This is a genomic window from Veillonella sp. HPA0037 (genome assembly GCF_000411535.1).
In the GTDB taxonomy this organism is placed as follows: domain Bacteria; phylum Bacillota; class Negativicutes; order Veillonellales; family Veillonellaceae; genus Veillonella; species Veillonella atypica.
In genome coordinates this window covers 1,498,403-1,524,103 of the sequence record NZ_KE150483.1, presented here as the reverse complement: position 1 = coordinate 1,524,103, position 25,701 = coordinate 1,498,403, and the positions used below count along the sequence as shown (strand labels likewise).

At 39.6% G+C, this 25,701-nt stretch carries 29 protein-coding genes; 3 read left to right on the top strand and 26 right to left on the bottom strand.

Annotated features, from left to right (window positions below; genetic code table 11):
• Window positions 1-96: 96 nt before the first annotated feature.
• The 4 genes from HMPREF1477_RS06920 to HMPREF1477_RS06905 form a co-directional block, all read right to left on the bottom strand.
• Window positions 97-1,407, bottom strand: coding sequence for a DUF445 domain-containing protein (locus HMPREF1477_RS06920; RefSeq protein WP_016476351.1), 1,311 nt, complete (start codon window positions 1,405-1,407; stop codon window positions 97-99).
• Complete coding sequence (locus HMPREF1477_RS06915; protein WP_016476350.1) at window positions 1,404-2,639, bottom strand: DUF445 domain-containing protein; 1,236 nt, start codon at window positions 2,637-2,639, stop codon at window positions 1,404-1,406. The genes HMPREF1477_RS06920 and HMPREF1477_RS06915 overlap by 4 nt, the downstream gene beginning before the upstream one ends.
• Window positions 2,640-2,709: 70 nt before the next feature.
• Window positions 2,710-3,411, bottom strand: coding sequence for an MBL fold metallo-hydrolase (locus HMPREF1477_RS06910; protein ID WP_016476349.1), 702 nt, complete (start codon window positions 3,409-3,411; stop codon window positions 2,710-2,712).
• Window positions 3,412-3,757: 346 nt separating this feature from the next.
• Entirely contained in the window at window positions 3,758-4,114 is a 357-nt protein-coding gene (locus tag HMPREF1477_RS06905; RefSeq protein ID WP_016476348.1) for a helix-turn-helix domain-containing protein, read from the bottom strand.
• 338 nt (window positions 4,115-4,452) lie between these two features.
• Between HMPREF1477_RS06905 and HMPREF1477_RS06900 the strand changes: the two genes are divergently transcribed.
• A complete protein-coding gene (locus HMPREF1477_RS06900) occupies window positions 4,453-5,082 on the top strand; it encodes an NAD(P)-dependent oxidoreductase (protein WP_016476347.1) in 630 nt (209 codons plus the stop codon).
• Window positions 5,083-5,188: 106 nt separating this feature from the next.
• Here HMPREF1477_RS06900 and HMPREF1477_RS06895 read toward each other — a convergent pair whose 3' ends face one another.
• From HMPREF1477_RS06895 to HMPREF1477_RS06880, 4 genes are all read right to left on the bottom strand, one after another.
• A complete protein-coding gene (locus HMPREF1477_RS06895; protein ID WP_009660655.1) occupies window positions 5,189-5,980 on the bottom strand; it encodes a hypothetical protein in 792 nt (263 codons plus the stop codon).
• A 117-nt stretch (window positions 5,981-6,097) separates the two neighbouring features.
• On the bottom strand, window positions 6,098-6,757 hold the full coding sequence (locus HMPREF1477_RS06890) for a DUF542 domain-containing protein (RefSeq protein ID WP_016476346.1): 660 nt from the start codon (window positions 6,755-6,757) through the stop codon (window positions 6,098-6,100).
• A 253-nt stretch (window positions 6,758-7,010) separates the two neighbouring features.
• On the bottom strand, window positions 7,011-8,009 hold the full coding sequence (pta, locus tag HMPREF1477_RS06885) for a phosphate acetyltransferase (protein ID WP_005378201.1): 999 nt from the start codon (window positions 8,007-8,009) through the stop codon (window positions 7,011-7,013).
• A gap of 56 nt (window positions 8,010-8,065) precedes the next feature.
• Complete coding sequence (locus HMPREF1477_RS06880) at window positions 8,066-9,280, bottom strand: ATP-binding protein (RefSeq protein ID WP_016476345.1); 1,215 nt, start codon at window positions 9,278-9,280, stop codon at window positions 8,066-8,068.
• 351 nt (window positions 9,281-9,631) lie between these two features.
• Here HMPREF1477_RS06880 and HMPREF1477_RS06875 point away from each other — a divergent pair, with 351 nt between their 5' ends.
• Window positions 9,632-10,309, top strand: coding sequence for a lactate utilization protein (locus tag HMPREF1477_RS06875; protein WP_016476344.1), 678 nt, complete (start codon window positions 9,632-9,634; stop codon window positions 10,307-10,309).
• On the opposite strand, the gene HMPREF1477_RS06870 is transcribed toward HMPREF1477_RS06875, so the two are convergent.
• On the bottom strand, window positions 10,306-10,608 hold the full coding sequence (locus HMPREF1477_RS06870; protein ID WP_005381161.1) for a helix-turn-helix domain-containing protein: 303 nt from the start codon (window positions 10,606-10,608) through the stop codon (window positions 10,306-10,308). The two genes, HMPREF1477_RS06875 and HMPREF1477_RS06870, sit on opposite strands and share 4 nt — an antisense overlap.
• A gap of 211 nt (window positions 10,609-10,819) precedes the next feature.
• On the bottom strand, window positions 10,820-12,178 hold the full coding sequence (locus tag HMPREF1477_RS06865) for an NAD(P)-dependent oxidoreductase (RefSeq protein WP_005378163.1): 1,359 nt from the start codon (window positions 12,176-12,178) through the stop codon (window positions 10,820-10,822).
• A gap of 394 nt (window positions 12,179-12,572) precedes the next feature.
• On the opposite strand from HMPREF1477_RS06865, the gene HMPREF1477_RS06860 reads away from it, so the two are divergent.
• Window positions 12,573-13,766 (top strand): MalY/PatB family protein, encoded by a 1,194-nt coding sequence (locus HMPREF1477_RS06860; RefSeq protein WP_016476343.1) that lies wholly within the window; start codon window positions 12,573-12,575, stop codon window positions 13,764-13,766.
• A 58-nt stretch (window positions 13,767-13,824) separates the two neighbouring features.
• Here the strand turns inward: HMPREF1477_RS06860 and HMPREF1477_RS06855 are convergent, their stop codons facing one another.
• From HMPREF1477_RS06855 to HMPREF1477_RS06780, 16 genes are all read right to left on the bottom strand, one after another.
• Window positions 13,825-15,381, bottom strand: coding sequence for a DUF438 domain-containing protein (locus tag HMPREF1477_RS06855; RefSeq protein ID WP_016476342.1), 1,557 nt, complete (start codon window positions 15,379-15,381; stop codon window positions 13,825-13,827).
• A 311-nt stretch (window positions 15,382-15,692) separates the two neighbouring features.
• Entirely contained in the window at window positions 15,693-16,322 is a 630-nt protein-coding gene (locus HMPREF1477_RS06850; protein WP_016476341.1) for a superoxide dismutase, read from the bottom strand.
• 320 nt (window positions 16,323-16,642) lie between these two features.
• Window positions 16,643-17,179, bottom strand: a complete 537-nt coding sequence (locus HMPREF1477_RS06845) for a cysteine hydrolase family protein (RefSeq protein ID WP_016476340.1) — start codon at window positions 17,177-17,179, stop codon at window positions 16,643-16,645.
• Window positions 17,180-17,182: 3 nt separating this feature from the next.
• A complete protein-coding gene (locus HMPREF1477_RS06840) occupies window positions 17,183-17,695 on the bottom strand; it encodes a phosphatidylglycerophosphatase A (protein ID WP_016476339.1) in 513 nt (170 codons plus the stop codon).
• Between the two features lie 99 nt (window positions 17,696-17,794).
• Window positions 17,795-18,139: a zinc ribbon domain-containing protein YjdM gene (locus tag HMPREF1477_RS06835; RefSeq protein ID WP_016476338.1), complete on the bottom strand. Its 345-nt coding sequence runs from the start codon at window positions 18,137-18,139 to the stop codon at window positions 17,795-17,797.
• A 108-nt stretch (window positions 18,140-18,247) separates the two neighbouring features.
• Window positions 18,248-18,547 carry a hypothetical protein gene (locus HMPREF1477_RS06830; protein WP_071600948.1) on the bottom strand — a complete coding sequence of 100 codons (300 nt, stop codon included), beginning with the start codon at window positions 18,545-18,547 and terminating at the stop codon, window positions 18,248-18,250.
• Between the two features lie 656 nt (window positions 18,548-19,203).
• Window positions 19,204-19,701 carry an ECF transporter S component gene (locus HMPREF1477_RS06825; protein WP_016476336.1) on the bottom strand — a complete coding sequence of 166 codons (498 nt, stop codon included), beginning with the start codon at window positions 19,699-19,701 and terminating at the stop codon, window positions 19,204-19,206.
• Window positions 19,702-19,813: 112 nt separating this feature from the next.
• Window positions 19,814-20,107, bottom strand: coding sequence for a DUF2695 domain-containing protein (locus HMPREF1477_RS06820; RefSeq protein ID WP_016476335.1), 294 nt, complete (start codon window positions 20,105-20,107; stop codon window positions 19,814-19,816).
• A gap of 26 nt (window positions 20,108-20,133) precedes the next feature.
• A complete protein-coding gene (locus HMPREF1477_RS06815; protein ID WP_016476334.1) occupies window positions 20,134-20,895 on the bottom strand; it encodes a hypothetical protein in 762 nt (253 codons plus the stop codon).
• A 77-nt stretch (window positions 20,896-20,972) separates the two neighbouring features.
• Window positions 20,973-21,479, bottom strand: coding sequence for a YfbM family protein (locus HMPREF1477_RS06810; RefSeq protein ID WP_016476333.1), 507 nt, complete (start codon window positions 21,477-21,479; stop codon window positions 20,973-20,975).
• Window positions 21,480-21,510: 31 nt separating this feature from the next.
• Window positions 21,511-22,053 carry a hypothetical protein gene (locus tag HMPREF1477_RS06805; RefSeq protein WP_016476332.1) on the bottom strand — a complete coding sequence of 181 codons (543 nt, stop codon included), beginning with the start codon at window positions 22,051-22,053 and terminating at the stop codon, window positions 21,511-21,513.
• Window position 22,054: 1 nt separating this feature from the next.
• Window positions 22,055-22,651 carry a hypothetical protein gene (locus HMPREF1477_RS06800; protein WP_016476331.1) on the bottom strand — a complete coding sequence of 199 codons (597 nt, stop codon included), beginning with the start codon at window positions 22,649-22,651 and terminating at the stop codon, window positions 22,055-22,057.
• A 41-nt stretch (window positions 22,652-22,692) separates the two neighbouring features.
• On the bottom strand, window positions 22,693-23,502 hold the full coding sequence (locus HMPREF1477_RS06795) for a hypothetical protein (RefSeq protein WP_016476330.1): 810 nt from the start codon (window positions 23,500-23,502) through the stop codon (window positions 22,693-22,695).
• A gap of 26 nt (window positions 23,503-23,528) precedes the next feature.
• A complete protein-coding gene (locus HMPREF1477_RS06790) occupies window positions 23,529-24,209 on the bottom strand; it encodes a hypothetical protein (RefSeq protein ID WP_016476329.1) in 681 nt (226 codons plus the stop codon).
• Between the two features lie 112 nt (window positions 24,210-24,321).
• Window positions 24,322-24,789 carry a hypothetical protein gene (locus HMPREF1477_RS06785; protein WP_016476328.1) on the bottom strand — a complete coding sequence of 156 codons (468 nt, stop codon included), beginning with the start codon at window positions 24,787-24,789 and terminating at the stop codon, window positions 24,322-24,324.
• A gap of 20 nt (window positions 24,790-24,809) precedes the next feature.
• The gene (locus HMPREF1477_RS06780; protein ID WP_016476327.1) at window positions 24,810-25,625 is read right to left on the bottom strand and encodes a DUF2262 domain-containing protein; all 816 of its coding nucleotides are present in this window, start codon (window positions 25,623-25,625) and stop codon (window positions 24,810-24,812) included.
• Window positions 25,626-25,701: the final 76 nt, after the last annotated feature.

Genomic DNA, 25,701 nt, shown 5'->3' with positions numbered 1-25,701 from the left:
ACATGACAGGTCTCAACTAGGAGAACCACTCGTCATGTAGAAGGGTGTTTTCGTATATATAAATACTGTAATTTACTTGTAAGCCATACAAGGCATTTAACCGAGTAAAGCTAATAATGGTACATAGACGTACTCAAGGAAGCTCCATACCACAAGGCCCGCCACGGCGCCTACAATGGCACCATTGATACGAATCCAGCTGAGGTCATCCTCTACCTTGGACTCAATAAAGTAGATAAATTTATCGGTGCTAAGGCCTCCCAATACTTGGCGTATAATGGTTTCAATGAGATCATACCCTTGTTCTAGCACATACCGTGCAATATCGTGAAGAGTCGTTTCAATGCGATTGCGAAGATCTTCGGATTGACCATATACATTCCAAAGTTCAAGGGCGATATTCACAAGCACTTGCGCTGGGGTTTCGCCATTTTCATCGCCTTCAACAAGTAACTCTTCAACGTACGGGCATAGATGGTTCTCGATGATAGATTCCCAATCTTGTTCTCGTATCCAACGCTCCCAGGCCTCATCTAGAGCATCACAGACCACATGGTTTTCCTCAATGTGTCGAATCGGATCTACCCACTGACGGAGCCATGCTGTCCGCTCAGGGCTATTCGGACGTTTCCAGTTTTCCAACATAGCATACGCCTCTGTCACAATAGCCTCTGCCATTTCACGATAGTTCACAACATCGGTGGCCTCGGATAAGGAAATCAAGAAATCTGAAAGGAAACCCTTTCGTTTTTTCTTATGTGCTTCCTCTGCAACAACGGCCGTTAGCCACGTAACCATAGCCGGATGGTTAATACGCTCTTGAATGACATTCAAAACCTGTACAACCATGCCTTCATAGCGATTATGTTCACATAAATCAAGCAAAACATGCTTTAACACAGGTACAAGGGAATGTTTTTCTAGCAACGTACGAATGCGTTTGGCACCCCATCGTGACCATTCTTCGGTTGTTTGAGATTTCCATAACAAATGTAATCCCTGATGAATGACAAGGCGTGCGGCCCGCTGTCCCTCTGGAGATAGTAGGAATTTTTCAAATAAAGGTACGAATTGTACCTTGCCTAATAGCACTTGGCAACGATCTCGCGTTAGCATCTTCGTTTCCACCAGCTTAATTACACCATTGATCAGGCGTTCCTTATTGCGAGGAATCAAAGCCGTATGATACGGAAATCCTAAAGGTTTACGGAATAATGCAGTCACGGCAAACCAGTCCGCCACACTACCGATAAGAGCAGATTGTACCGCCCAATAGAGCGGCTGGTACCAGCTTTCATCATCAAAGAAAAACTGGCCTACAAAAACAAAACAGTAGAGCACGAACATCAAGCCAAAGATCCCATTGGCTCGCTGTTTCAAGGTAAGCGATTTAATATATCGTATCATCCGATCACCCCCTTAATGAGGAGGGTAACGCCGTAGAACAGCCCGCCGAGGACGGCCCCCACAAGTGAGCCATTGATACGAACCATTTGTAAATCATAATACATTTTACCGCGTATAATGTGCGTAATCTCGTCCGGTGAATAACGAGATAGTTCTTCGCCCACTACACGATCGATGAGAGGGTTCAATTTTTGTAGCCATGGAATGCTACGCAACAAGAAGAATCGTTCAAACGGCGCTTGTTTCTCAGGATTTAGAAGTATTTCACTGCCGAGCACGTTAAATCGTTCGAGCACAATATCCATGAGGCGCACCCAATCGAGCGTATCCCCATCGATGAGCTTGCCTTCCCATTCTTCGAGGACCATTTTCACCCATTGGTCCTTATGTTCTTCGATGAAAGCCTGCCATTCCTCATTAGTTTCCAAATTATTGAAAAATCTGATGGCCTGCCCCCATATATAGCGTCCCAATGGCGAATCGATATCTTCGTTGTCTTGTAAAAACTGAACTGCTTTTTTCTGTACCGTATCAACTAATCGTTCAGGTGAAAGCCCATCACCACCAAAGGCAATGGCTAGTTCACGCATAAATGAATCCTTAGTATAGGTTTTCATAATGTCTAGCATGACGCGATACAAATATGGATACACCTGATTTGACGCGATAACACGCTGACAAGTTCGATTAAAATAAAGCCAAAACACGCTAGCCGTATGGCGTTCCAGCATGCAACGACCGAATAGAATAACGAGAGGTGTGGCCTTCCAATTGGATACCCCTTTATAAACAGCCTTATTAATCTCCTTACGCATCGGCTCAATATCCATATGGGATAGTACCTGATTGCCAACGCCATATAAGAGTTCTTGTATCTGTTTTTGCCCTACGTCACTCATGCCATATTCGATGATACGTACCATAACGCGTTCCCGTTTGATAGCATAATACATTTGTGGCACCCGAAGTAATTCTTCGCTGAGCATGGTTCGGCCAATCTGTATCAACCGTTCTTTACTGCGCGGCAAGATAGCTGTTTTGAAAGGAATACCTAATGGCTTTGTAAAGAGCGCTGTCACTGCATACCAATCCGCCAGACCACCAATCATCGCGGCCCCCGAAACGTGCATGATAAACGCCCAAAGTGCATCGTGCCTATGTGGGTATGAAATTAAAAATATGATAGCCATGACAATCAACAGTGTGGTTGCCACTGGTTTAGTTTTCATCATCACTTGATCCTAACTTACTCAATTACGTATATAGACTCTCCCCATATAACGTAGTGACCGCGTGGGGCACTTAAAATATGCATTCATCGCCTTCTTTTTGAGGTTCCCATACAGGAACATCGCCAAAGAGAGCTTTAAAATACACGGATGGCGTCCATAGTGGACCATTTAGATGCATAGGAATAAACGCCTTTTTCACCTGCACGCGGCGTAAGAATTCAATAGCACCCCATTCCATGGCATCTTCTAAACGATTATCTACCGGGAACATCGCCACATCTACGGATAGACCTTCTAGTTCCTTAAATTCACGCCAAGCCATGCGTTTTGCATCCGCATTATTCTCCGGCGTATCGCCAAGCCAATGCCACCAGTTAAGGTCACCCGCATGGAATATGGAGTCAGAGTCGATATTTGCAGTATCCGTTTTTACATAGAAAGAACCGCCTTCGTCGGTGCTACCGTACATATGAATCCCTACATCATCGAGATTTGCATCTTGGCCAGGTCGCATGGTAATGCATTTTCTTACCTTACCTTCTAATGGCACATCTTGATGGCAAATATAACGCGTTTGAGGACCATCAAACTCCGTAATAGACGGATTAAAATGATCTGCATGGCTGTGACTAATAAAAAACCACAATTCACGGCCACGCTTTGCCAATTGCCAAACAATATTGTTTGGATCCTTATAATAATCAAACACATAACAGCGCTTGCCATCATCTACGAGGAAGCCACTGTGTGCGAGAAATGTTACATCTAACATCGTTATCAATACCTCTACATTACTGAGAATTTATATCATTCGTATTCTTTATTATACCATATTTTTCTATATACGTGGTTGAGGATATGGTAAAGAGTACCCTGCCAAAGCCGACACGCTACTGCGCTTCGCGGAGCCCGAAGTCGTTTTGGCAGGGAACTCTTTACCGCCTCTCAGTATATTAGAAATATTTAGGTATAATAAAGAATACAAATTGATTTTAGGGGAGAAGTCGTTTTTTGAAAACAGGGCCTTCCTACACTCAGTACATTAGAAACATTTAGGTATAATAAAGAATCCGAATCAATTTTGGTGAAACAGGGATAAGAAATGCCGCTGGCATTTCTTAGATGCGGCCAGCGGCTTTCATGTAGTCAATGTATTGGTTACCCCATTGTTCGAGGGATGCTAAAACGGTTTTAAATCCCGCACCTACTTCGGTCAGGCTATATTCTACCTTAGGTGGAATAGTACCATATACTTCACGATGTACTAAACCATCATCTTCCATTTGGCGCAATGCTCTAGTGAGTGTAGCTTGGGTAATTGGATGTAACCGACGTTCTAATTCACGGAAGCGCACAGGACCTTCAGATAATTCGTGCATGATCAATAAAGACCATTTGCCAGCTAGTAACTTTTGACTTGTTGCAAAGGGGCATCGGCCCACTAAATCATGAATATTTACAAGTTGCTCTGCCATGGTGATTCTCCTTTTCGTTCTAATATAATTCAAATATTATCACATATTTTTACCATTTCAAGTATTTTAGAGTATCTTTTTTTAGGGTACAAAACTTTTTTAAAATTTTTAGTCCAGTAAATATCACAATTCTATCACTTTTGATAGTACCTATCCTGAATAATTCTACTATTCAAAATAATAGCCCCCCTATATAATGATGTCATCAGTTGAACATATATTCACTAATCATATGTTAGAGTAGTCGCAAATAATCAGTTCTAAACAACTTTACCTAGGCCATAGGCCACCAAGCTTAGAATTAATTGTTTGGCACTCTATATAAAAGGAGAATCAATATGAACATTTTAGTAATCGGTGCAAATGGTAAAGCCGGTCGTCGCATTGTAGAAAAATCCCTCAAAGCAGGTCATCAAGTAACAGGCGTTGTTCGCCGCGAAGGTGCTATTGAAGGAATTCCAACCATCGTAAAAGATGCGTTACAATTAACAAAACAAGAATTAACTCAATTTGATGTAGTAGTAAACGCTACAAGCGCTTTCACACCAGATACATATCATTTACCAGCAGATTTGACATTATTGCTCGTGAAAGCATTAGCTAACACAAATACACGCCTCATCGCTATAGGTGGTGCAGGTAGCCTCTATGTAGACGAAGATCACACAATTCAACTAAATGATACACCAGAGTTTCCTCCAGAGTTCCTAGTTCGTTCCAAAACTCATGGTAAATCTGACGATATCTTGCGTAAATTCAGCAATGTAGACTGGACAATGTTTACCCCACCACCAATCTTAGATGCAGAAGGTCCTGAATCTAATGACCATATATTAGGTAATGAAAATATTATCGTAAACAAAGAAGGCAAGCCTTATATCTCTTATGATACATTCGCACAAATTCTAGTAGACGAAATCAGCAACCACAAATTTGGTCGCCAACGCTTTACAGCGGTACAAAACTAACGGAACTCTCTCTACAGTAGATTTAAAGCTATAAAATAGCCTCTATGGATATTCCTTCACCAGCAAGGAATCCATAGAGGCTATTGTTTATATATTAAGTTTATACCTAAATAAGTTGATTTACATCGTAATTAAATTTAGCTGTTGTTTCAGCAGCAGTCTTTTGCCATTCTGTAGGTGCTGTACCATCCTTATCAAGGAAGAATCCAGAGTCGAGGTAGCGAATAATGATATAGTTGGAATCCTTTTGATCAAAACCGTTACCACGAGTGAAATCGATGCCATGGCCGGTATTGCGTGTTACAATAGCTTCTAATAGTGGCAACGTAATCGCATTCAACGTAATTTTCATATCACATTTGTCAAAAATCTTTTTAAAGAAGGAACTAGGTTTTTCTTCTTTATATACTAATAGTTTACTAATTGTACCATTAGAGGCACATATTACACGACGAATTTCATTAATAGGAATATCTACCTTACCATTCGAGATAACACCGTTTTTAATGGTAATTTCTCGTTTACCCATGTAGGAGTAATCCAATGGCAATTGAAGAGTGTCTAAATTTGCTGGAAATTCCGCCGTCAATTTATGACGAGCAAAGGCGGCAATAATCGCTTTTGTTTCACGAATATTGTGGCCAGTATTATAATCTGTACGGTCAGTATCTAAATCTTGGTCTTTAATATTTTTCCAATTGTGGTCTCTGAACGTAATTGTATAATTACTATTTGAGTTCAAATAGCTTGTAAGATATAGCTCATTTACGTCATCGAAATCAATGTCAGTTACTACTTGTCCATTCGCATCTTTGCAGAGTACACCATTATAACTAATTGTTAAGGTACGATTTTTGTCTTCAAAAGTAACAGGATGTGTATCAAATACTGAAATCATAATTCTCTCCTTTTTATGGTCTCGAATATAACTACATTTGTATGTTGATTAAATCAAATGTTCTTAATGTAATGATACACCTTTCCTATCTATTTATACAAATTCCATATTTACATCTTACGGCATCTCAAACAAAACAGAGTTCTCTAAGAAGATATGCTCATGAAGGCCTTCTTCTAAAGCTTTCATGGTTTTAAACACATACACATAGGTAGCACAGCCATCTACTGGTGTAGTGTAATGATTAGTCAATGCACTTAAGGATTCTAAGAGCACACCTGCAGCTTCGTGCTCAGCACGGAGTTCATCAAAATCTACAGGTTTACCCGCTATAAATTCTGGAAAGTCTACATGTTCTTCATGACGGAAATGAGGCACGAGGGCTGATTTCAATTGAAGGAAGGTTTGATAGATTTCTGTCAACTCTGCTCCATGATGGTCATAGTGTACATTGAGTAGCTTTGCCAAACCTTGATCAATTTCATCGATCATATCTAATTGTTCTCGATGATAGTTATGAATGATATAATCAATCAATTGTTCCTTGGAATAGCTAAGCACCTCTGCGCGAGAGGACTTTTGTGCGTGCTGAACTGTATTCAACATAGCGATGTATTCATCAACATTTTTGCCTTTAGCTTCGATAGCCTCTACTAATGGATGTCCACCACCACAGCAAAAGTCGATACCATCCTTCGCTAACACATCCATTAGCTCTGGATTTACCTTAACCGCATCAGCGACTGTCATAGATTTATTGATAGTATTTACACTCATAAGATACACCTCCAATGATGTAACTCCAATTCATTTATGTTATATCTATACTATAAGCGTAATTGTAAATCCTGTCTGTCGCAGTGGCTACAAATTTGAGAATACACATCAACTAATATGAAAGCCACGAAATTTTACATTGGCTAAAGAATATACAAACCTATATAATACACAAAAAAGCTGGCTCATAGAGCCAGCTTTCAGCATATCAAAACATATACGACATATGTTTATATATGAAATTATGCAGCTATTAGATGCTTTCAACAGCAGCGATAGCAGCAACGTCTACAACGTCTTGAGCGGAGCAGCCACGGGAAAGGTCATGAACTGGTTTAGCCAAACCTTGAATCAATGGGCCAAGAGCATCAGCGCCGGAGAAGCGTTGTACCAATTTGTAACCAATGTTAGCAGCTTGAAGATCAGGGAAAATCAAGATGTTAGCTTTACCAGCTACGTTGGAACCAGGAGCTTTCTTTTCTGCTACGGAAGGAACGATGGAAGCGTCCAATTGTAATTCGCCGTCGAATTTGAAGTCAACGTTGCGTTCTTTCAAGATGTTAACAGCTTCAACCACTTTGTCTACTTCTGGAGTGGAAGCGGAACCTTTTGTGGAGAAGGACAACATGGATACGCGAGGGTCAGCCATACCAACAACTTTGCGAGCTTTTTCTACAGTGGATTCTGCGATATCAGCTAATTGTTCGCTAGTTGGGTTAGGCAATACGCCGCAGTCGGAGAATACGAGCATACCGTCGTCGCCATATTCTTTTTTGCTTGTGAACATGAACATGGAAGAAGATACAGTTTTAAGACCTGGTTTTGTACCAACAACTTGTAATGCAGCGCGCAATACGTTTGCAGTTGGGCAACCGGAACCAGCAACCATGCCATCTACTGCGCCAAGACGAACAAGCATAGCACCGAAGAATAAGCAGTCACCTTTCATAGTTGCGTCAGCTTTTTCAGGAGTCATACCTTTTTTAGCGCGCAATTCTACGAATGTATCAACCATTTCTTGGTAACGATCGTAGTTAGCTGGATCGATAATTTCAGCACCTTCTACGGATACGCCAACAGCTTTAGCAGCTTCTGCGATTTCAGCTGGGTTACCTACTAATACAGGTGTTACGAAACCTTCTTTCAAAATGATTTCAGTTGCTTTCAATACGCGTTCATCTTTGTATTCTGGCAACACGATTTTTTTACCTAATGGTTTTACTTGGTCTTTTAATTTTTGAATTAAATCCACGATTTTTGCCTCCTTAACATTGGCTTATGCCATATCAATACTATTATTATAGCAATTTAATAGCTCTCTAACAACCATTCTAAAACATTTCGTTGTTGAATTCCGTCATAATTTGCATTTTTATTTAATTCATCCAATGTAAGTAAAAACTTTGGATATTGGTCTTGTACAGCCTTAAGAGGTGCAAGCTCACGATGTAGCGTATTAGGATCTAACACAGTTTCGCTTACCTGATAGTATTCTGTAACACCCGCTTTTTGTGCAACAAAGTCAATTTCACCCTTAGCTAATTGACCTACATATACAGTATATCCACGACGAATGAGTTCAAGAAAAACGATATTCTCTAAAATATGTCCTGTATCACGACTCGCATTGCCAACTAATAGATTACGTAATGTTACATCCACACAGTAGTACTTTGCATTTATACGCAATAATTCTTTACCGCGTACATCATAACGATTGACCTTATATAGCAACAAGCTATCTTGCAAACCTTGTAAATATCGTTCTACCGTTTTATTATCTATTTTTCTACCGGCGCTAACGAGCGAATTTGCAATCTTATTGGGTGAAAGCAAACTACCTATGTTAGACATAATATATCTCACAATATCTTGTAAGATTGTAACATCACTAAGCTTCAATCGAGCCACAACATCATGTAATAATAGGGTATTGTATAGGCCTCGTAGATATTCTTGTATATCAAAATCTTCGCCCCCTAATTGTTGCGTATAAGGGAATGAGCTTTCACGAAGATAGGACTCATAGGCAGGAATTAAAGAGTACTGATTACCATCGAATTTACTATAATAGAACTCACTAAAGGACAGTGGTAACATCTGAATTTCCACATACCGCCCAGTCAGTAATGTAGCAATATCGGATGACATAAAGTATGCATTGGAGCCCGTAATATATAAATCTGTATTTTCTTTTACAAACAAGCTATCTACGACGCGATGAAACTGATCAACGTGCTGAATTTCATCAAGGAAAATATAATTCATTTCATCAGGCTGCATACGTTCTAAAATATATTGATACAGCGCATGATAATCTCGTAAATGCTCATATTCTAGTTCTTCAAAATTAATGGATATTATCTGTTCAGGTTTAATGCCTTCCGATAACAGCTCATCCTTAAATAGCCTAAATAACGTAGATTTCCCACAACGACGTATCCCAGAGACAACCTTAACAATAGACCGATTCCGATTACGTCGTAAAAAATCTAGATATCCTTGGCGCTGAATTAATTTCATAAGGGCCTCCTCATCTATGTACGTTCTCATAGATGGAACCCTCTTATTAGTATTGTCAAATATCATATCGACTACCTAATAACTTTGGATTCCATTCCAACTTTATATTAATTTTATCATAAAATTGGATTTCATTCCAAATCTTTACTATTTAGTATTCAAATATGGATTCTATTCCAATGTTTTATACAAAGAACATTCTATACTATCAGTATCATTCTTTTACCTAAAACAGGGTCTCCTTATATTGAATAACCACCACTAAAACAGTACAATACTAGTAATAGAAATACCGTATTACTTAGAAAACACAGTTTACCTCACTAGTTTATATGAAATCTTGGAGAACTCATGGCCAATACAGACACAACAATCAATGCAGTTATCAATCCTCAAATCAACGATGCCCCCATCGATATAGAGAAAACCATCAAAGCCTTAGAACGCAACAACTTCGTGGTCCATTATTTTGAAACAGGCGCTGACGCAGTGGCCTATTTACAGTCTCGCATTCAACATAAACGAGTGGCTATCGGTGATTCACGCACCTTATTGGAACTCAAGGTTCATGATGCTTTGTCCCAGGTCAACGATGACATAACAGACATTCAGCGACCCTTTCCTGGTGAAAGTTTCCGCGATACAGCGCTACGCACCATGGGGCGCGATGTATTTTTAACCTCTGTTAACGCCTTAGCGCAAACGGGTGAAATGGTCAACATTGATGGCACTGGCAACCGTGTAGCGGCCTCTCTATTCGGATCACAAGAGGTCTTTTTCATATTGGGACGTAACAAAATTACGCCAGACTTGGCCTCTGCCATCTATCGGGCGCGCAATGTGGCGGCACCACTGAACAGCAAAAAAAATAAAAAAAGTTCCCTCAATCCTTGTGCCAAGCTAGAAGAAAAATGCTACGACTGTGGATCACCAGACAGAATTTGCAATGCCTTAACCATTTACTATAAAAAGATGCGCAACATGCAAACCATGGAGGTTATTATTATCAACGAGGATTTAGGATTTTAATGAAATTCTATATGTCGATGTTCTATGCCGTGAAAGTCGATAAAGCCCAAGTCAGGGCCTCCAAAAAATGTATCTAAGGGCATATTATCAAAGCCATTGACTATCCTACACAGCGTAGATATACGAGGGTCTATATTCCCCTTTTCCAGCCCGCTAATATAGGACTGTAACAATCCCGTTCGCTTAGCTAACTCTTGTTGAGTTATGTGATAGTGGCGGCGCCATAAGAGAATGAGAACGCCTAAGTGTTGGATAGCCTTTTCTGACTGTGTTTCACTACATACGATATCATACGTCATAGAAACCTCACTTTCTATACTATCCTTAATAACAACTCTTTGCCTCCACAATACGGCAATCAATTAAGAGGAACCATAGGAACTTGAATTGTGATGACATATAATAGAAAATCCCTTGCGATACATTCATATCGCAAGGGATTTTTATTCATATTATGTTATAAAATTATGCTTAAACATACATATATGTATATTCTTGTACATAAAAGTCTTATTTATTCTCTTCTGCAATAGCCATAGCACGTTTGATTTCCATGTATTTAACCATGCCATCAACAGCTTTTTTAGCTTCGCGCATAGCGAGTACTACAGTGGCTGGTTTATGTACTACGTCACCACCGGCGAATACACCTTCACGGCTCGTCATGCCGTATGGTTCTTCGGATGTAAGAATATAACCTTTTTCATCAACACGGAGGTTATTGCCTTCACCAACGAGACGTGCATTAGGTTTATGACCAGCAGCGATGATGATTTTATCTACAGGCATAACTTGGTATTTACCTGTACCATGGATACCAGCACCATCTTCATTAAGGGCCATCACTTCGTATTTAAAGCCTTCTACCTTGTCTGTACCTTCTACGCCAACTGGAGAAGCGAACCATTGGAATTGAACTCCTTCAGCACGAGCTTCTTCGTATTCGGATAATAATGCAGGCATTTGTTCTTGGCTACGACGGTATGCTACAGTGACAGATTCACAGCCTAAACGTACACATGTACGAGCCGCATCCATCGCTACATTACCACCGCCAATGATAACAACGCGGTCTCCTTTTTTCACAGGAATCGCTTTTTCTTCAAGCTCACCATTCTCTACAAGTTGTACATTAGTTAAGAGGTACATCGCTTGGAATACGCCTGTAATTTGATCATTTTCCATGCGTACTTCTTGAGGAATATGCGTACCAGTACCGATGAAGATAGTATCAAATCCTTCGGCGAATAAATCATCTAGGGATTTGTCTTGACCGATAAATGTATTACATACGAATTTAACACCTAAACCTTCAAGGCGAGCAATTTCACGGCGTACAACGGATTTGGACAAACGGAATTCTGGGATACCGAATAATAATACGCCACCTGGTTCGGATTGACCTTCAAATACGGTTACATCATAACCTAGTTTCGCTACGTCACCTGCAACGGATAAGCCCGCAGGGCCAGAACCAACAACGGCTACTTTGCCAAGATCTTGTTTAATTTTCTTAGGTTTGCGCAATTCATTGATGCTTTCAAAATCGGCAGCAAAACGTTCCAATTTGCCGATGTTGATAGGCGGTTTCTTAGCCTTATTCATGATGCAGTTACCTTCGCATTGATTTTCACGAGGGCACACGCGACCACAGATAGCTGGCAAGTTTGTACGTTCCGCCAAGATATCGTTGGCTAAACCAAAGTTACCGTGCGCGATAGCTTGGATAAAACGAGGAATTTCGTTTTCAATAGGACAACCCATACGGCACAAAGGTTTCGGACAGTTTAGACAGCGTTTCGCCTCAGCGAGCGCCTCCTCCATCGTGTAATCCGCATCAAAATGAAGGGGTTTCAATTCATTACTCATGGCACATGCCTCCTTAACAGGATCCAGTACTATACTTATATTAGCCTTCCCATATAGCGGCACAGTTCGATGAAGCAAACTCACATATGAACATCGCCCACTATATACGGCCAAGAATTTATCATTTGTAACCATTCGATACGAGTGTGGTCACTGGTGAGACACACACTATTCTATAGTATATTCTAAATTGTAAAAGTCCCAACAGTCAAGCAAATCTAACACCTTTTGTATACGAATATAGCCCCTATTCATGCAAGGATTGCATAGAAACAAAAGATACTGTAACAGCAATTCTTAAGGGTATATTTACATATATATCTATGCATGTATACTGATAATAGATAGAGTAATTAATTCCCACCACATTAACATATACTTATAGAGGTTCACTATGAACACAATAGACTTTACTGAAACATACTATATCGATCGCCGCGGTTCCCATTCTCGCAAATGGGACGGCGAGCACTTAAAATTTAGCCGCACCGATTTATTACCCCTATGGGTAGCAGATATGGATTTTATGACGCCTCAGTGCATACAAGAGGCTATTTGTAACTATGTAAAAGCCAATCCATTAGGTTATACCATGACAAATCCTGATTATATTTCAGCAGTCATGAATTGGCACAAACGTCGTCATAATTGTAATCTTGAACAAGACTGGTTGACCAGTGCGCCCAATGTGATTACAGGTATCATGTGGTGTATTGGGGCTTTCACAAAAACAAATGATGCCATCGCAGTCCTTACGCCCGTATACGGAGCCTTCGATGCCCGTGCCAATGGTGCGAACAGGCGCATTGTTGCTGTTCCGCTACATCGCACGCGGACCAATAAATACACAGTTGATTATGATGTATTCGAATCCGCCATTAAGCAAAATGATGTGAAGGTTTTCATCCACTGTAATCCACATAATCCTGTAGGTCACGTATGGACAGAAAATGAGATGGATCGGTTATTTAGCATTTGTGAGCGTCACAAGGTGCTCATCATTAGCGACGAAATCCATCAGGACCTTATTACCGGCCCCACACCATTTACACCAACCTTATCTGTGTGTAATGGTGTATATAAAGATAATATAATCGCCATGTCCTCTGTATCAAAATCATTTAACATGGCGAGTCTACATCAAGCCGAAGTGATAATTCCAAACGAGGCTTTACGAAATCAATACACCGCCTACAAAGCGCAAGTGTACCACACGGATGCAGATGTTATCGCAGAAACGGCTATCGCTGTGGCATATACCCACCCAGAGGCGGAAGCATGGCTCACAGATGTATTGGCTGTTATACGTGAAAATTATGAATATCTGTGCCGAGAGCTTTGTACGGCATTACCACAAATCCGCATCAGCCCTATGGACGGCACCTATTTAGCATGGATTGATTTTGGTGCCTATGTTAAGGCTGAAGATATGCACGACTTATTCGAAAATAAATGCCGCATCGCACCAAGCTTTGGCGAATGGTTTGGTGGAGAAAGCTACGCCACATTTATGCGCCTAAACTTGGCTACGAGCCTAGCTAATATCCAAATAGCTACCAATACTATCATCCAATATATACACCCATAAAAAGAGACTGCCTTAGCATCATTCAATACTAGGGCAGTCTTTGTTATGTCACATATTCTTATTTAGATCTACCGAAATGTTCCTTTGCAAATTGCATGTCTTGTACGAGTTCTAATGTACCAATATAGTTATTATGTTGGTCGCGTACAGCCATGTAGTTTACATAGAATGGACGACCTTGTTTTTCAAGCCATACTGCCACATTATCGCGGTCACCTTTACGGAAAGAATCAATGATACCGCGTACAATTGGTTCTACCTTTGGCGGATGACAGGAATACACGTCCCGGCCAATTGCTGTAGTAGGACGTTTGAATACCTTTTCACCATCGTTGAAGTAACGGTTAATATCTTCATGATCAACGAAGGTTACCTCCATTGGCATTGTATTGAGCATAGCATCTAGTTGGTCTACAGTTAAAGTACCACCAATTAAACCGATAGCATTGTCATCACCACTTGGTTTTGTACTTTGCGAAGCTAATGCGGCATCAGCTTCTGGCCAAGCAATGCGTGTTACACCAAAGATGTCTTCATACTGCGCTGTATCTTTGTAAATTTGATACCAATCTTCTTTGCTGAAGTTTTCTGCACAGATTGGGAACAAGATATTTTGTTCTTTGTAGATCATTTCTTGAGCACGTGTAAGAAGCTCATCAAAACGTCTATACCAATCATCTACACTTTGGCTAGATTTTGCTAAATCACCTAATTGGTCGCGAATATCGCCGTCAACAGTCCACATAACCATGGATGGACCACCGATCGCATAATCCACTTTCAATTTTGGATATAACAAATCGCCTTTTTTAGCATAGTGAACAGATAGTTGACGCACTGTATTCACATCATCATAAGTGGCAGTTTTATCTGCTACTTTTGGACGAATAGCCTCAATCAACTCGTCGAGCGCTTTATTTTCTTCTGTTAATTGGTTTAACGGATGACCTACAGTCTCAACCAAAGCCACAACGCTCTTGCTCTTTTCTTGAGCTTCTAGAACTGCTTCTACCTTAGCATGTTCTGCATCCATTTGTTCATGAATGGTGGAACCATGGAACAACGCAGAGTGAAGGTCACATAATTGTTGTACCTCTTCTAGAGGTGTACCTTCACGCATAAGGCCTTGTTCAGCTTTCATGATTTCACTGGCTTCTACATGTTTAAATTGACTGGCAAAATCTTTGCGCACATCGCCAAGCTCTTCACCAGTACCTAACCGTTTAAAGAAACCTTTCAATTGTTCTACACGTTCGCTATCTGTAACAGTATCCTCTTCATTAGTTTCTGTATTTTGGCTAGCTTTAGACTCCTCTACTTGAGTAGCAGCAGTCTCTACAGGAGCATCCTTAGCAGATGCTGCTTCATCACCGTGTAGATTTGGCATTTCACCTTCCAAAGTAAAACCAGCTTTCATGAATGCGCTCACGATATCGATCATGGATACGCCCTTCATTTTAGCCCCTTTAGGAATGGTCATGATTTTACCAACAGAGTTCAACATCACTTTATTAGTGATTTCGCTGAACCCTAAGCTTTTCATAATCTCTGTTACTTCAGGATATTCTTTTACCAAATCATATACGGATTTGGACAAATCTAATTTCTTTTCCATTTTGATCCCCTCGTGTCAAAAATATTGTGTATTACTTATGTGAGTAGCCCTCTATACGTACCACTGTGTATACAAGGCAATATATACTGTGAAAGATTTATCTAACATAACCTATGACACTATGATAAATGATATCGATTAGAAAATCTGTATCCATGGCTATACTTTTGAAAGTTCTTTCTAAAAATATCAAAATTTTTATATATAAATAACGGATAGATAATACATCCCCAGTCAAGTATGGAGGAGAATATATCAACTATCCGTTATCTATTAAAATATATCTAGTTTTGAGAGGATTTAAAGCTATCTTATTGATGATGAGGTTTCAATGCTTTTTCGTAGTTTTCAGAAACTTTATCCCAGTTAATAACGCGGAAGAATTCCTTGATATAGTCCGGGCGACGATTTTGATAGTGCAAGTAATATGCATGTTCCCAAACGTCTAAGCAAAGAATAGCTGTTTTACCTTCTAACAAAGGATTGTCTTGGTTCGCAGTAGATGTTACTTCTAATTTTCCGTCCTTGTTGACAACAAGCCATGCCCAACCAGATCCAAAGCGTGTTGCTGCAGCATTAGAAAAGCTTTCAACAAAGGCATCATAGCCACCTAAATCAGCATCGATAGCGTCCTTCAAAGAGCCTTCCAATTTAGACGTATCTGGTTTTGTCATGATATCCCAGAACATGGTGTGGTTCTTGTGACCGCCACCGTTGTTGATAACCGCTTGGCGGATGTCTTCTGGCACATTGGCAATATCGCCGAGGATACAGTCTACACAGCCATAAGCTAAATCAGGGTATTTCGCGATAGCAGCATTCAAATTATTAACATACGCTTGATGATGCTTATCATGATGCAATTTCATTGTTTCTGCGTCGATAACAGGCTCAAGATAATCGTAAGCATACGGTAATGGTGCGAGTTCGAAAGGTTTCATAACAGTCCTCCTTAAATTTAGGGCATGGAACGATATGTATCAGTACGTATCGTTCTGGTGAAAGCGATTCGATGCACCTGCATCGGTATTATAGAATCAATTAATTACATCCAAATACATGCTCATCAACAAGCAACATATTCATATTATTATTTTAACTGATACGAATTATCATTCTTTATATATTGTACTATCTATATAGAGAATCGTCAATATATCACCGCCTATTGAATAAAACCAGTTTGCTTTGTACACAAGAAAAAGGGTATCGATAGTATATGATCGACACCCTTAAATGGCAATGGAAAGAAAATTTTTTATTAATCAATAACACACTGACACATTTTCATCGTAGCCAATGCTGCTTCATGAGACTCTGGTGTAACCCCAGCACAGCACTTTGAATCTACATGAATTGGAACCTCTGGTAATCCAGCTTTCAACAATATGGCATTCGACACAACGCACACATCTGTACAAACACCGACCAAGGTTATACTTTCAATAGGCTCAGCTGTATTCATACCTTGCAAACGCGTAACCAATTCAGAGGATCCAAAATTAGGTTTATCAATGATAAAGTACGGATGGATGGTATTGCGTTTTTCTGCGGCCGTAATGAGGCTCTCCATAATTTGCCAACCAATCGTATTTTTCACACAATGCACAACTGGCAAATGCTGACCTTCTTGGCTTTCAAGATAATTAGTATCGTGAGTATCTCGTGTAAAAATAACAGGTCCATCAAAGGATGCAATTTTTTGACGTACATTATCCACGATGGCCTGAGCCTCTGGAGAACCAAGAGAGCCATCCACAAAATCATGTTGCATATCAATTACGACTAAAACGTTCATGTTCTATCCCTCCACAACGACATGGTGCACCCGATTCGGCGTATTATGGGCAATGCGACCTGCTGCAGCGGCCGCCACGGCACCAACTAAATCATCAAGAAACGTATTGCAGTGACTATCAACTTGACTATCTAGATTTTTAACAATGCCCGGTTTTACCTTATCAATATAACCATAGTTCGTAAATCCAATAGATCCGTATAAATTCACAATGGATAAAGCGAGGATTTCATCAATACCAAACAACGCTTCATCACGAGTCATGATACTTTGTAGTGGTTCAGATAATTTCTTCTGCTCCGCCAATCTATCCAATTCTATGCCCGTAATGATGGCATTTTGTGTTTCTCGTTTTTCAAGTACGGCCTGTACACTCTCTACGCACTCGTCCATCGTCAAATCAGGAATATATGGTTGTTGAATCATCATCACAATATCTGCAATGTCCTGAACGGTAACGCCTCGCTCCTTTAATAAATTATACGTACACGCCCTTAATTCCTCCTGAGATATCATAATTGCTCCTCAAAATTATACAAATTTACGTAACACATTATACCTTGATTATACCACGAAAAAATCCCTACCGACGTTCTATCGGTAGGGATTCCATGATTAGATTTTCTTAACCATTTCAGATTTCAATGCCATCGCACCAAAGCCATCGATTTTGCAATCGATATCGTGTCCGTCGCTCGCATCAGAAACGAGGCGAATGTTTTTAACACGCGTACCTTGTTTCAATACGCCAGCGCCTTTTACTTTGAGGTCTTTTACAACAACAACGGTATCGCCATCAGCTAGTTCATTGCCGTTAGCATCGCGAATGATACCTGCTTCAGCTGCAGCTTGTGCGTCAGCTGCTGTCCATTCATTGCCACACATAGGGCAGATAAACATATGACCATCTTCGTATGTGTACTCATCGCCGCACTTAGGGCAATTAGGTAAATTTGCCATTTAGATCTCCTTTTTCACTACATAATGAAAGTATTATACCATATTATACCTATGACTATGAAAGCCTTATAGATGAGACTTCGATGATTCATTTAATTATTCACAACACTATTGTAAACTGAATTCAAAAGATACCAATACAGTTGTCGCTTTCTCGACACCAATATTGCCTACATTCCATACTATATTTTTAGCAACCTGAACTAATTCCAAATAAGCCGTGTCGTCAGATAGGTCCTGATTAGGCGTTAATTCAACAGAAATAACATTTCCTTGAGCATCTGTAGTAATAGTCAATGGAACACTATACGGTCTAAGCCCCATCTTTTTCATCGTCTCAACTGGAATGAATTTCTGTTCTTCTATTTTACCCACAAATGAAGAAAGATCATTGCTATCTAGTTCCATATCATCTGCAAAAACAGGAAAAGGACTTAAAACAACTAACAATAAAAACAAACATATAACTCTAAGCATAAACGTTCACCAATCATAACACACAACACAATAATTTCTATTAATATATATTCTAGAGACTACCAATTTACGTCTCTAGTTCGAATTGACTATATATGTCAACCCCTTTATAATGTAGTAAAGAGATAGTCGACGAGTGGTTCCGTCAGGCTCATCCCAAAACATTATAAAACATGCAGAAATGGCCTTTCGTTTTCAGCTACCAGTTGGTAACGAAGGGCTATTTGTCGTTATTACGACAAATCAGCACTATCAATGCTCCAAAGGAAATAACTACAGTTAAAATCCCAAGGACAATCATAATGATTTCGTAGGCACTCATAGGCTTCACCCCCTTCAAAGAAAAAGGGCGACCCAACCTCGTCGACTATCTTAATTACATTATATGTCGAACTTATGTTTTATCCAACAAATAATATTAATACAACCTAAGCCAAAAAATAAACCTAACGCGACTAAGTACTGTAATACTTAGACACGTTAGGTTTATCAAATTCTCAATTCTTTGATGAGCCTAACGCCTAGAACACGTTAATTGGCTCTTTTGTACTTATAATATAGTCTGAATTCTAGAGACTGTCAATTTACTACCTCAGGCGTTTACGCAAGATAGCATAGAGAATCATGCTAATAATAACGCTCATAACGGCTTGAATGGTATTGGTCACAATACTAGCAATGGCTACGCCTGGATCAAATACGAAGTATTCGGCGATAAAGTAGCCTGCTACGATAATAATACCACCTACGACAGTCGCTACCAAAGCAGAGGTAGTTGTCTTATTGTTATAGACAGTACCGACAAGATAGCCTTCAATGCCTTTCACCACAAAGGTGATTGGTACAAAGACTGCATAGCCGAGGAATAAATCAGCTAGCGCTGGCCCAATAGCACCAATATAGGCGCCATATTTTCGACCTAATAATAAAGCGGATGTCATGATAACGACATCTCCAACATTGAAATAGCCGCGTATGCCAGGTACTGGAATTTTCGTATACATTGTAAGCAATGTAGCGAGGGCAATCAATACGGCTGTGAGTACTAACGCGGATGTAGTACTGCGGGTTTGAACGTGTTGCATAGCGTCCTCCTTATAAAGAAAATAGGCATGTGAATAATTACATCACATGCCTATACTATAAACCTTTATGGTAACACTTGTAAATAAAAGGAATTAACTATAGAAAATACTATTAACGGTACTCTTCAAAACGTTCCTCTACATTGTAGAGAACCTCGCAATCACAACCGCCACCTTCGTTGATAATCCAATCTAGTACGCTTTCAACATCTACCTTTTGTGTTTCTAAAAATTCTCTTGTGAAAGTCAAACTATGGTCGCAACCGTCATTCGCCTCTAATTTCTCGTCTACATAGTCAAAGAGATTCCAAAACAACTCTTCGTCCATAGGTAAGCTATCTTGAAAATTCTGTTTTTCTTTAGCTTTATAGTCTTTCAATAATTCCTTTTTACGTGCTTTGTCCATTGTAATTATTGCCTTTTCATAATTTATTACTCATATAATTCCGGTCGTTCTAATACAGTGCCATACTTCAACTTTGGTAATTTAATTAATTGAGGATACAACTGCTTAACCTCTTTACAAGATTTTAATGTAAGATGTTCTAGATTATTGAGTTCTAAAACGGGAGAGTAATCTTTATCTATCACCTTTGCCGTTAAAAAGCTAAAAAAGCGCAACTGTTTCATATAGTGTAAAAATTCTAAGGATTGAACCTTAAGAATTTTAGGAGCCGCGAAATCACCTTCTAAGGCAAGACTTTCAAGATGTTTTAGATTAGCTAATGGCGCATAATCATCAATTTGTTGAAAGTTTTCAATCGACAGAGCTACTAAATTTACTAATCTTGAAATAGGCTCTAAGCTCGATACACTTCTTCCGGACCCAATGTGTAGATATTCTAGTTCTTGTAAGTTCTCTAATTTTGAAATATCTGGATAAACGCCCCATTTTATATGTAATTTTTTGAGTCTCCGTTGGGTACACACCGCATCAAATAACTCTTGTGGCATTCTTGTACAAAACATGAGCTCTGTAAAAGTATCTGGATGTTCAACTAAAAAATCACACCATTCCTGTAAAATGCGTTTCTTATCTTTAGCAGAATAAGGCGCATCTAGCTGTGTGCAGTTAATCATCAGCTTGTCTTCACCATCATATTCAGAAACCTCAACCACAGATTTTAGTTGTTTCTCATCCTTATGATAGTAGTCAAAGCCATATTTAATTTGCTTTTCTGTTAACACTGCCATTTACAATTCCTCATCTTCGTCAGTCCTATAATTAGTATATCTATAACCAGGGCCATGTCCAACAGATTATAAGGGGCCTAGCAAATCGATACAAGCACATGCCCGTTAGCCTCTAGCACTTGCTTATAAAAGCGTTTCATTTGTTCAAAATCGTGAAGAATTTCGTCTTTGATTTCTTCCTCTTCTTCTTCATAGTCCCAGATATTTGGATACAATTCTGCTTCTTTGCAGGCTTTCATATCAAAAGATTCGAGTGCACTTTCAATATCAAATTGATCTAGAGCTGCCACGATATTGGCTAAATGATTGTGTTCTGTATATGCTACATAGTCTGATATATCCTCAACAGCCATTACACCTAGTACCGCTTGGCTAAGAGGATTTTTATCGTCTTTATGGTCAGTGCCCACACCAGTTAGCACAAAATGGAGTACATCCCACATCTTGTCGATATCAAGCAATAACTCATCGTCGTCATTCCACTCTTCAACACTTTCAAGAATTTCCTCTTCTTCTGAGCCCATGGCTTTAAGCTCTTTTAAATTTACATCGCTTAAACAGCTATAATTTGCAATAAGTCCCATAATTAAATCCTTTCACAAATCCTTCTACACACTAGAAAAATAGATGTTCTGATTCCGTAATGCTCCCATCATCTTCATGGAAATAGCAAGCATATACAGATTCACGATGCGCCGCATCATAGAATTTCTGTAAAACAGGTGAAAGTTTCATGTCTATGGGCATATGCAAAGCTTTCACAATGGGTTCCCAAAGTTCCATCGGCGAATAAGAGATAATGTCCAACTGCTTATTTTGACCATATTCTTCAAGTGTTGCCACATCAGCATACTTACTTGAGTCACAGTAATCATGCCAACAAATACTAAAAACAATCAAATGAAACAAATCATCCATACTTTCAGCCAAACGGCCCGCAGCACCCTCACTACTCCAATAACCTATGGATCCATCCTCCAATAGATGATATTCACCGCCAGCACCATCTACAGCAAATGCCATACCCGGCAAAGAGAATGTGCAGCGACCTTCAGCAGTATCACGTTCCTCCAACGCATCTAGCAAACGAAAATCGAATAGCGTATCAAAATCTTCAGCTAACTTGGCATCATTTCGCAATATATCTAAATAGTCCATCTTACACGCTCCTATTAGCAGAAATTAATCCTAGCAATTTAGCCTCTCCTTCATCAGATGTATCTAATAGCGGAATAGCTAACAAAAGTATTTGCAGGGAGTAATAATAAAAGCTAAAGAATAAATCATCAGGGAATACGTCATCTTCCTCAAATCTAAGAACGTCTTCGTCTTCATCATATTCTTCAGACCAAAGGTATTCTTCGTTGAGCATATCCTCAAAGTTCGGCAATGGATCTGCATGCTCTAGCATAAGACCATCTCGAATGCACTCAGCAATCACAGTAAACAACTCAACCAATTGTTCTGCTAAATACTGCGCTACCGCATTATGAGCGCTCACTTCTTGAGCTTTCTTAAAAATACGAAGCAAGAAAATCATCGCGAATGGTGTCGCATGCCACAACGTTGATTGGTGCTCAATATTGAGTTCTAACGCCTCACCAGCCACATCAACAGTTTCAATGCTTTCCATGTTCCACAACACATCAAGCGCCTCAGGGAAATCTGTGGCACGTCCGTAGGTGGTCGTTAACCGATGCCACGGTATATCGTTGACTTGTACAGTTTCTATATATGTTTGAATTGCTGTATCCATTTTAGTTATACCTTTATAATTACATTTTCATATATCTATCTTTATAATTTCTCAATAACCTCTTTCACCAGTTCATAAGTATCTACGAGACGCAGTTTTCCAACCCTAGGATTATCTGTAATCTCCTCATAGATATCCTCCAACGTACCTGCTGGTGCTAGTTTCCATAGTTTACACGGATAGAGTTCAACGGTTCCGATGACTTCCAAATCATCTAGCAACATACCTAAGTCTTTATGATTGAACCAACAGTCTGTATCGATACCGAAATTTGTATTATCTTTCCGGCATGCGATTTTACTATTTAAAATCTGCTCCATTGTTGGTTTTTCTTCTTGTAAAAGCCGCGTACAGGCTAAATGATATTCGATTTTCCGCGGTGATTGATCTACTTCAGACACAAAGACGGCGCCATACTCGGTTTCAAACTTAACAGCTAATACGTCGCCCACCTTAAAATGAGGTTCTCTCTTCGTTTTAGATTTACGAACCTTAAACGGCTTTGGATTTTCGCTCTGTAGCTGTACTGCTAACTTATCTAATACCTTTTGACGCTGTTTAAGAGCCTTACTATCAATTTCTAGCCAAAACTCGTGAGGACCCTGAGCGATTATGTCTAAGGCTTTCTCTTTGACGACATCCGGTAGATGGCCTATCTTCCACAACGAATAGGCCACAGCAGTCCAATAAATCTCTGTATAAAACTCGTCAGTACAAAAGTTTTGTTCCTCATTTAAAATCTCAGAAATTATGGTATCAATACTGACACCATCCTTGTACCGTTCAACAATGGCATTATAAATATCATGGCCATCATCACTATCTATGATTTTCACACCGTCAATAGCCATATGAATCTCCTTTAGGACAACAGCTCTTATTCCATCTCGCCATGGGTTGCTACAAAGTCATCCTTAATCTGTTGTAGTTCTTTTTTAGCGACCATGTATTGTTTCAAGTCAATTTGTCCGTTCTCTTTTTGTTCAGCCAAGGTCTTTTCTTTATTTATGATTCTAATCCAGTCTAATTGTGTACTAAATTGAGTATTAACGCCTTCACTATTTTCTCGTAATGCAAGCAACGCAAAGACTTCATCCATGCCTAGATTAAACATGTCGCTTTCAAAATCGATAGGTTCAAAATAATAGCGAACCGTATCCGCCCCAAATTCATCGTCTAATTTGGCCCATTCTGCCCCTGAAAGCACGGTAAATCCGAGTGTATCGTTGCCAAGGCTTTCAACAAACCAACGCACCTCATAATCAGGCTTAATAAAGTCGTTGAAATATTTGATGGTCACATCTCGATCTTGCTCATCACCGTAAGGAATTTGCAGCTCTTTATCGCCCTTTTTTAGCACAATATCGTCACCATAGGGCTTGCCATTACTAACCGTTTGAATATTGATAGGCTCATCCATCATATCATTAAAATAATTCACCACATCTTCGTCATACTCGCGCCAGTCAATCCAGATGATAGCTTCGGAATCAAATAAATCATTTAGATCCATATCATTGGCAAAAAAGCTTCTTAATTCTTTATACAGATTTTCCATCGTCTCTCTCCTGTTTATTATTTATATTGATAGTTAAGCCTTGCCATACTAACATCCAATAGACTCTCAGCTTAACTCAGCTATACAAACAGCTCCATTGCTAACAAGTACTCTAGAGCGTTTCATATATAACATCTTGTCGAGCCGTAAAATTTTCATCAAAAGATACTAATACATATAGTTGTCCCGCGGTCGGTTCGCCCATATCATAACCTAGTGCAAATGCGCCATAGCAGCCGGATGTATCTAGCATAATATCTGTTAGTTTTAGCACCACAGGATCATCTGGAGGCATCTCCTTTTGGATGATTTTCTGTGCCACTCGGTCTAATTCATCTAATTTAGCATATAACTGTGGCCAAAATGTTAGTGAAAGCATCTCGTCTTCTGTATAACCAGAGCAGCTAATATTGAAGCTTTTGAAGGCTTGTTCTACATTTTCTACTTGAGTCTCTATTGTCTGATCTTCGTGATTTGCTACTCCATCGGCCGCTAATTGACGGGCTACAAAGTAAACCCCATGCGGTTCTACAGTCCAGCTTTCAACATTCCACAATGTCATTAATTCCGATTTTCTCATTAGGACTCTCCATTAATTGATTATCCTGCAATATCCGCATGTACAGGATTCCCCTCCGCATCAATATTGGCTATGATGCAGTGTCCCCAGAAAATATCGTCATCGTCATAATAAACCTCTATGGTGCCATCATTGCGGAACGCCAATTCGCCCATAGTAATACGCTTGGCAAATATTTCTGCCGTAATCGGGTCTTGGTCATCATTGTCGAGCCAATCATTAGCAAGATCTAATAAGGTCTCACTAATATAGGTACTAATTCGTTGTTCAAATTCTTTGAAATTATCGATTGTATTGAAAGCCGACAACGCTACGGTACAGCTTTCATCAGAACCCTCGTCTACATCAAGGGTGAATGCATAATCATCAATTCTCGCTGTGTAATATTGATACTCTCGATTTAACAGGAAGTCACCCCTGTCAGTATGAAAGTATTTAGGGGTTTTCAAATAAGCTGACAACGCCTCTAACTCGCTATGTTTAGCATGTTCCTCTAACACCTCGAGCACATAATAGCGATTATTCCAAGAGGGGCGCATATAGCCTAAATCCTCTATGAGCTTAGCTTTCTTAACTAATAATTTATAGACACCGTGCGGCTCAAAAGAATAACCCCATCTATCATCAAGGCCCTCTATAATCCATGTCAAAATGCCTTCGCTACGGTCAAGCACGCCAGTTCGAGTATCTAGGATAGCATCGGTGGACACTAATGGTCTATGGTACTTATCTAAATAAGGACTAGCCCCATTCGCATCGCTACGCGGCAATGCATAAATTTCAAATACTTCCGGCTCAAACTCTGCTTCATATTCTGGTAGACGTACAACACTCATATGATTCTCTCCTATTCATCACATTTATACAGTGCAAATTGTTTACAGTTAAGAATTACAACCTTTTTATAAATAC

Excerpts from the sequence above, each read along its gene's own strand:
- HMPREF1477_RS06785 (WP_016476328.1), bottom strand. The coding sequence starts at position 24,789 with ATGAGAAAATCGGAATTAATGACATTGTGGAATGTTGAAAGCTGGACT.
- HMPREF1477_RS06795 (WP_016476330.1), bottom strand. The coding sequence starts at position 23,502 with ATGGCTATTGACGGTGTGAAAATCATAGATAGTGATGATGGCCATGAT.
- HMPREF1477_RS06860 (WP_016476343.1), top strand. The coding sequence starts at position 12,573 with ATGAACACAATAGACTTTACTGAAACATACTATATCGATCGCCGCGGT.
- HMPREF1477_RS06825 (WP_016476336.1), bottom strand. The coding sequence starts at position 19,701 with ATGCAACACGTTCAAACCCGCAGTACTACATCCGCGTTAGTACTCACA.
- HMPREF1477_RS06875 (WP_016476344.1), top strand. The coding sequence starts at position 9,632 with ATGGCCAATACAGACACAACAATCAATGCAGTTATCAATCCTCAAATC.
- HMPREF1477_RS06895 (WP_009660655.1), bottom strand. The coding sequence starts at position 5,980 with ATGATTTCAGTATTTGATACACATCCTGTTACTTTTGAAGACAAAAAT.
- HMPREF1477_RS06915 (WP_016476350.1), bottom strand. The coding sequence starts at position 2,639 with ATGATGAAAACTAAACCAGTGGCAACCACACTGTTGATTGTCATGGCT.
- HMPREF1477_RS06830 (WP_071600948.1), bottom strand. The coding sequence starts at position 18,547 with ATGGAACTAGATAGCAATGATCTTTCTTCATTTGTGGGTAAAATAGAA.
- HMPREF1477_RS06850 (WP_016476341.1), bottom strand. The coding sequence starts at position 16,322 with ATGAAACCTTTCGAACTCGCACCATTACCGTATGCTTACGATTATCTT.
- HMPREF1477_RS06835 (WP_016476338.1), bottom strand. The coding sequence starts at position 18,139 with ATGGCAAATTTACCTAATTGCCCTAAGTGCGGCGATGAGTACACATAC.
- HMPREF1477_RS06810 (WP_016476333.1), bottom strand. The coding sequence starts at position 21,479 with ATGGGACTTATTGCAAATTATAGCTGTTTAAGCGATGTAAATTTAAAA.
- HMPREF1477_RS06780 (WP_016476327.1), bottom strand. The coding sequence starts at position 25,625 with ATGAGTGTTGTACGTCTACCAGAATATGAAGCAGAGTTTGAGCCGGAA.
- HMPREF1477_RS06845 (WP_016476340.1), bottom strand. The coding sequence starts at position 17,179 with ATGAACGTTTTAGTCGTAATTGATATGCAACATGATTTTGTGGATGGC.
- HMPREF1477_RS06855 (WP_016476342.1), bottom strand. The coding sequence starts at position 15,381 with ATGGAAAAGAAATTAGATTTGTCCAAATCCGTATATGATTTGGTAAAA.
- HMPREF1477_RS06890 (WP_016476346.1), bottom strand. The coding sequence starts at position 6,757 with ATGAGTGTAAATACTATCAATAAATCTATGACAGTCGCTGATGCGGTT.
- HMPREF1477_RS06815 (WP_016476334.1), bottom strand. The coding sequence starts at position 20,895 with ATGGCAGTGTTAACAGAAAAGCAAATTAAATATGGCTTTGACTACTAT.
- HMPREF1477_RS06870 (WP_005381161.1), bottom strand. The coding sequence starts at position 10,608 with ATGACGTATGATATCGTATGTAGTGAAACACAGTCAGAAAAGGCTATC.
- HMPREF1477_RS06790 (WP_016476329.1), bottom strand. The coding sequence starts at position 24,209 with ATGGAAAATCTGTATAAAGAATTAAGAAGCTTTTTTGCCAATGATATG.
- HMPREF1477_RS06900 (WP_016476347.1), top strand. The coding sequence starts at position 4,453 with ATGAACATTTTAGTAATCGGTGCAAATGGTAAAGCCGGTCGTCGCATT.
- HMPREF1477_RS06840 (WP_016476339.1), bottom strand. The coding sequence starts at position 17,695 with ATGATATCTCAGGAGGAATTAAGGGCGTGTACGTATAATTTATTAAAG.
- HMPREF1477_RS06820 (WP_016476335.1), bottom strand. The coding sequence starts at position 20,107 with ATGGACAAAGCACGTAAAAAGGAATTATTGAAAGACTATAAAGCTAAA.
- HMPREF1477_RS06920 (WP_016476351.1), bottom strand. The coding sequence starts at position 1,407 with ATGATACGATATATTAAATCGCTTACCTTGAAACAGCGAGCCAATGGG.
- HMPREF1477_RS06865 (WP_005378163.1), bottom strand. The coding sequence starts at position 12,178 with ATGAGTAATGAATTGAAACCCCTTCATTTTGATGCGGATTACACGATG.
- HMPREF1477_RS06805 (WP_016476332.1), bottom strand. The coding sequence starts at position 22,053 with ATGGACTATTTAGATATATTGCGAAATGATGCCAAGTTAGCTGAAGAT.
- HMPREF1477_RS06880 (WP_016476345.1), bottom strand. The coding sequence starts at position 9,280 with ATGAAATTAATTCAGCGCCAAGGATATCTAGATTTTTTACGACGTAAT.
- HMPREF1477_RS06800 (WP_016476331.1), bottom strand. The coding sequence starts at position 22,651 with ATGGATACAGCAATTCAAACATATATAGAAACTGTACAAGTCAACGAT.
- HMPREF1477_RS06905 (WP_016476348.1), bottom strand. The coding sequence starts at position 4,114 with ATGGCAGAGCAACTTGTAAATATTCATGATTTAGTGGGCCGATGCCCC.
- HMPREF1477_RS06910 (WP_016476349.1), bottom strand. The coding sequence starts at position 3,411 with ATGTTAGATGTAACATTTCTCGCACACAGTGGCTTCCTCGTAGATGAT.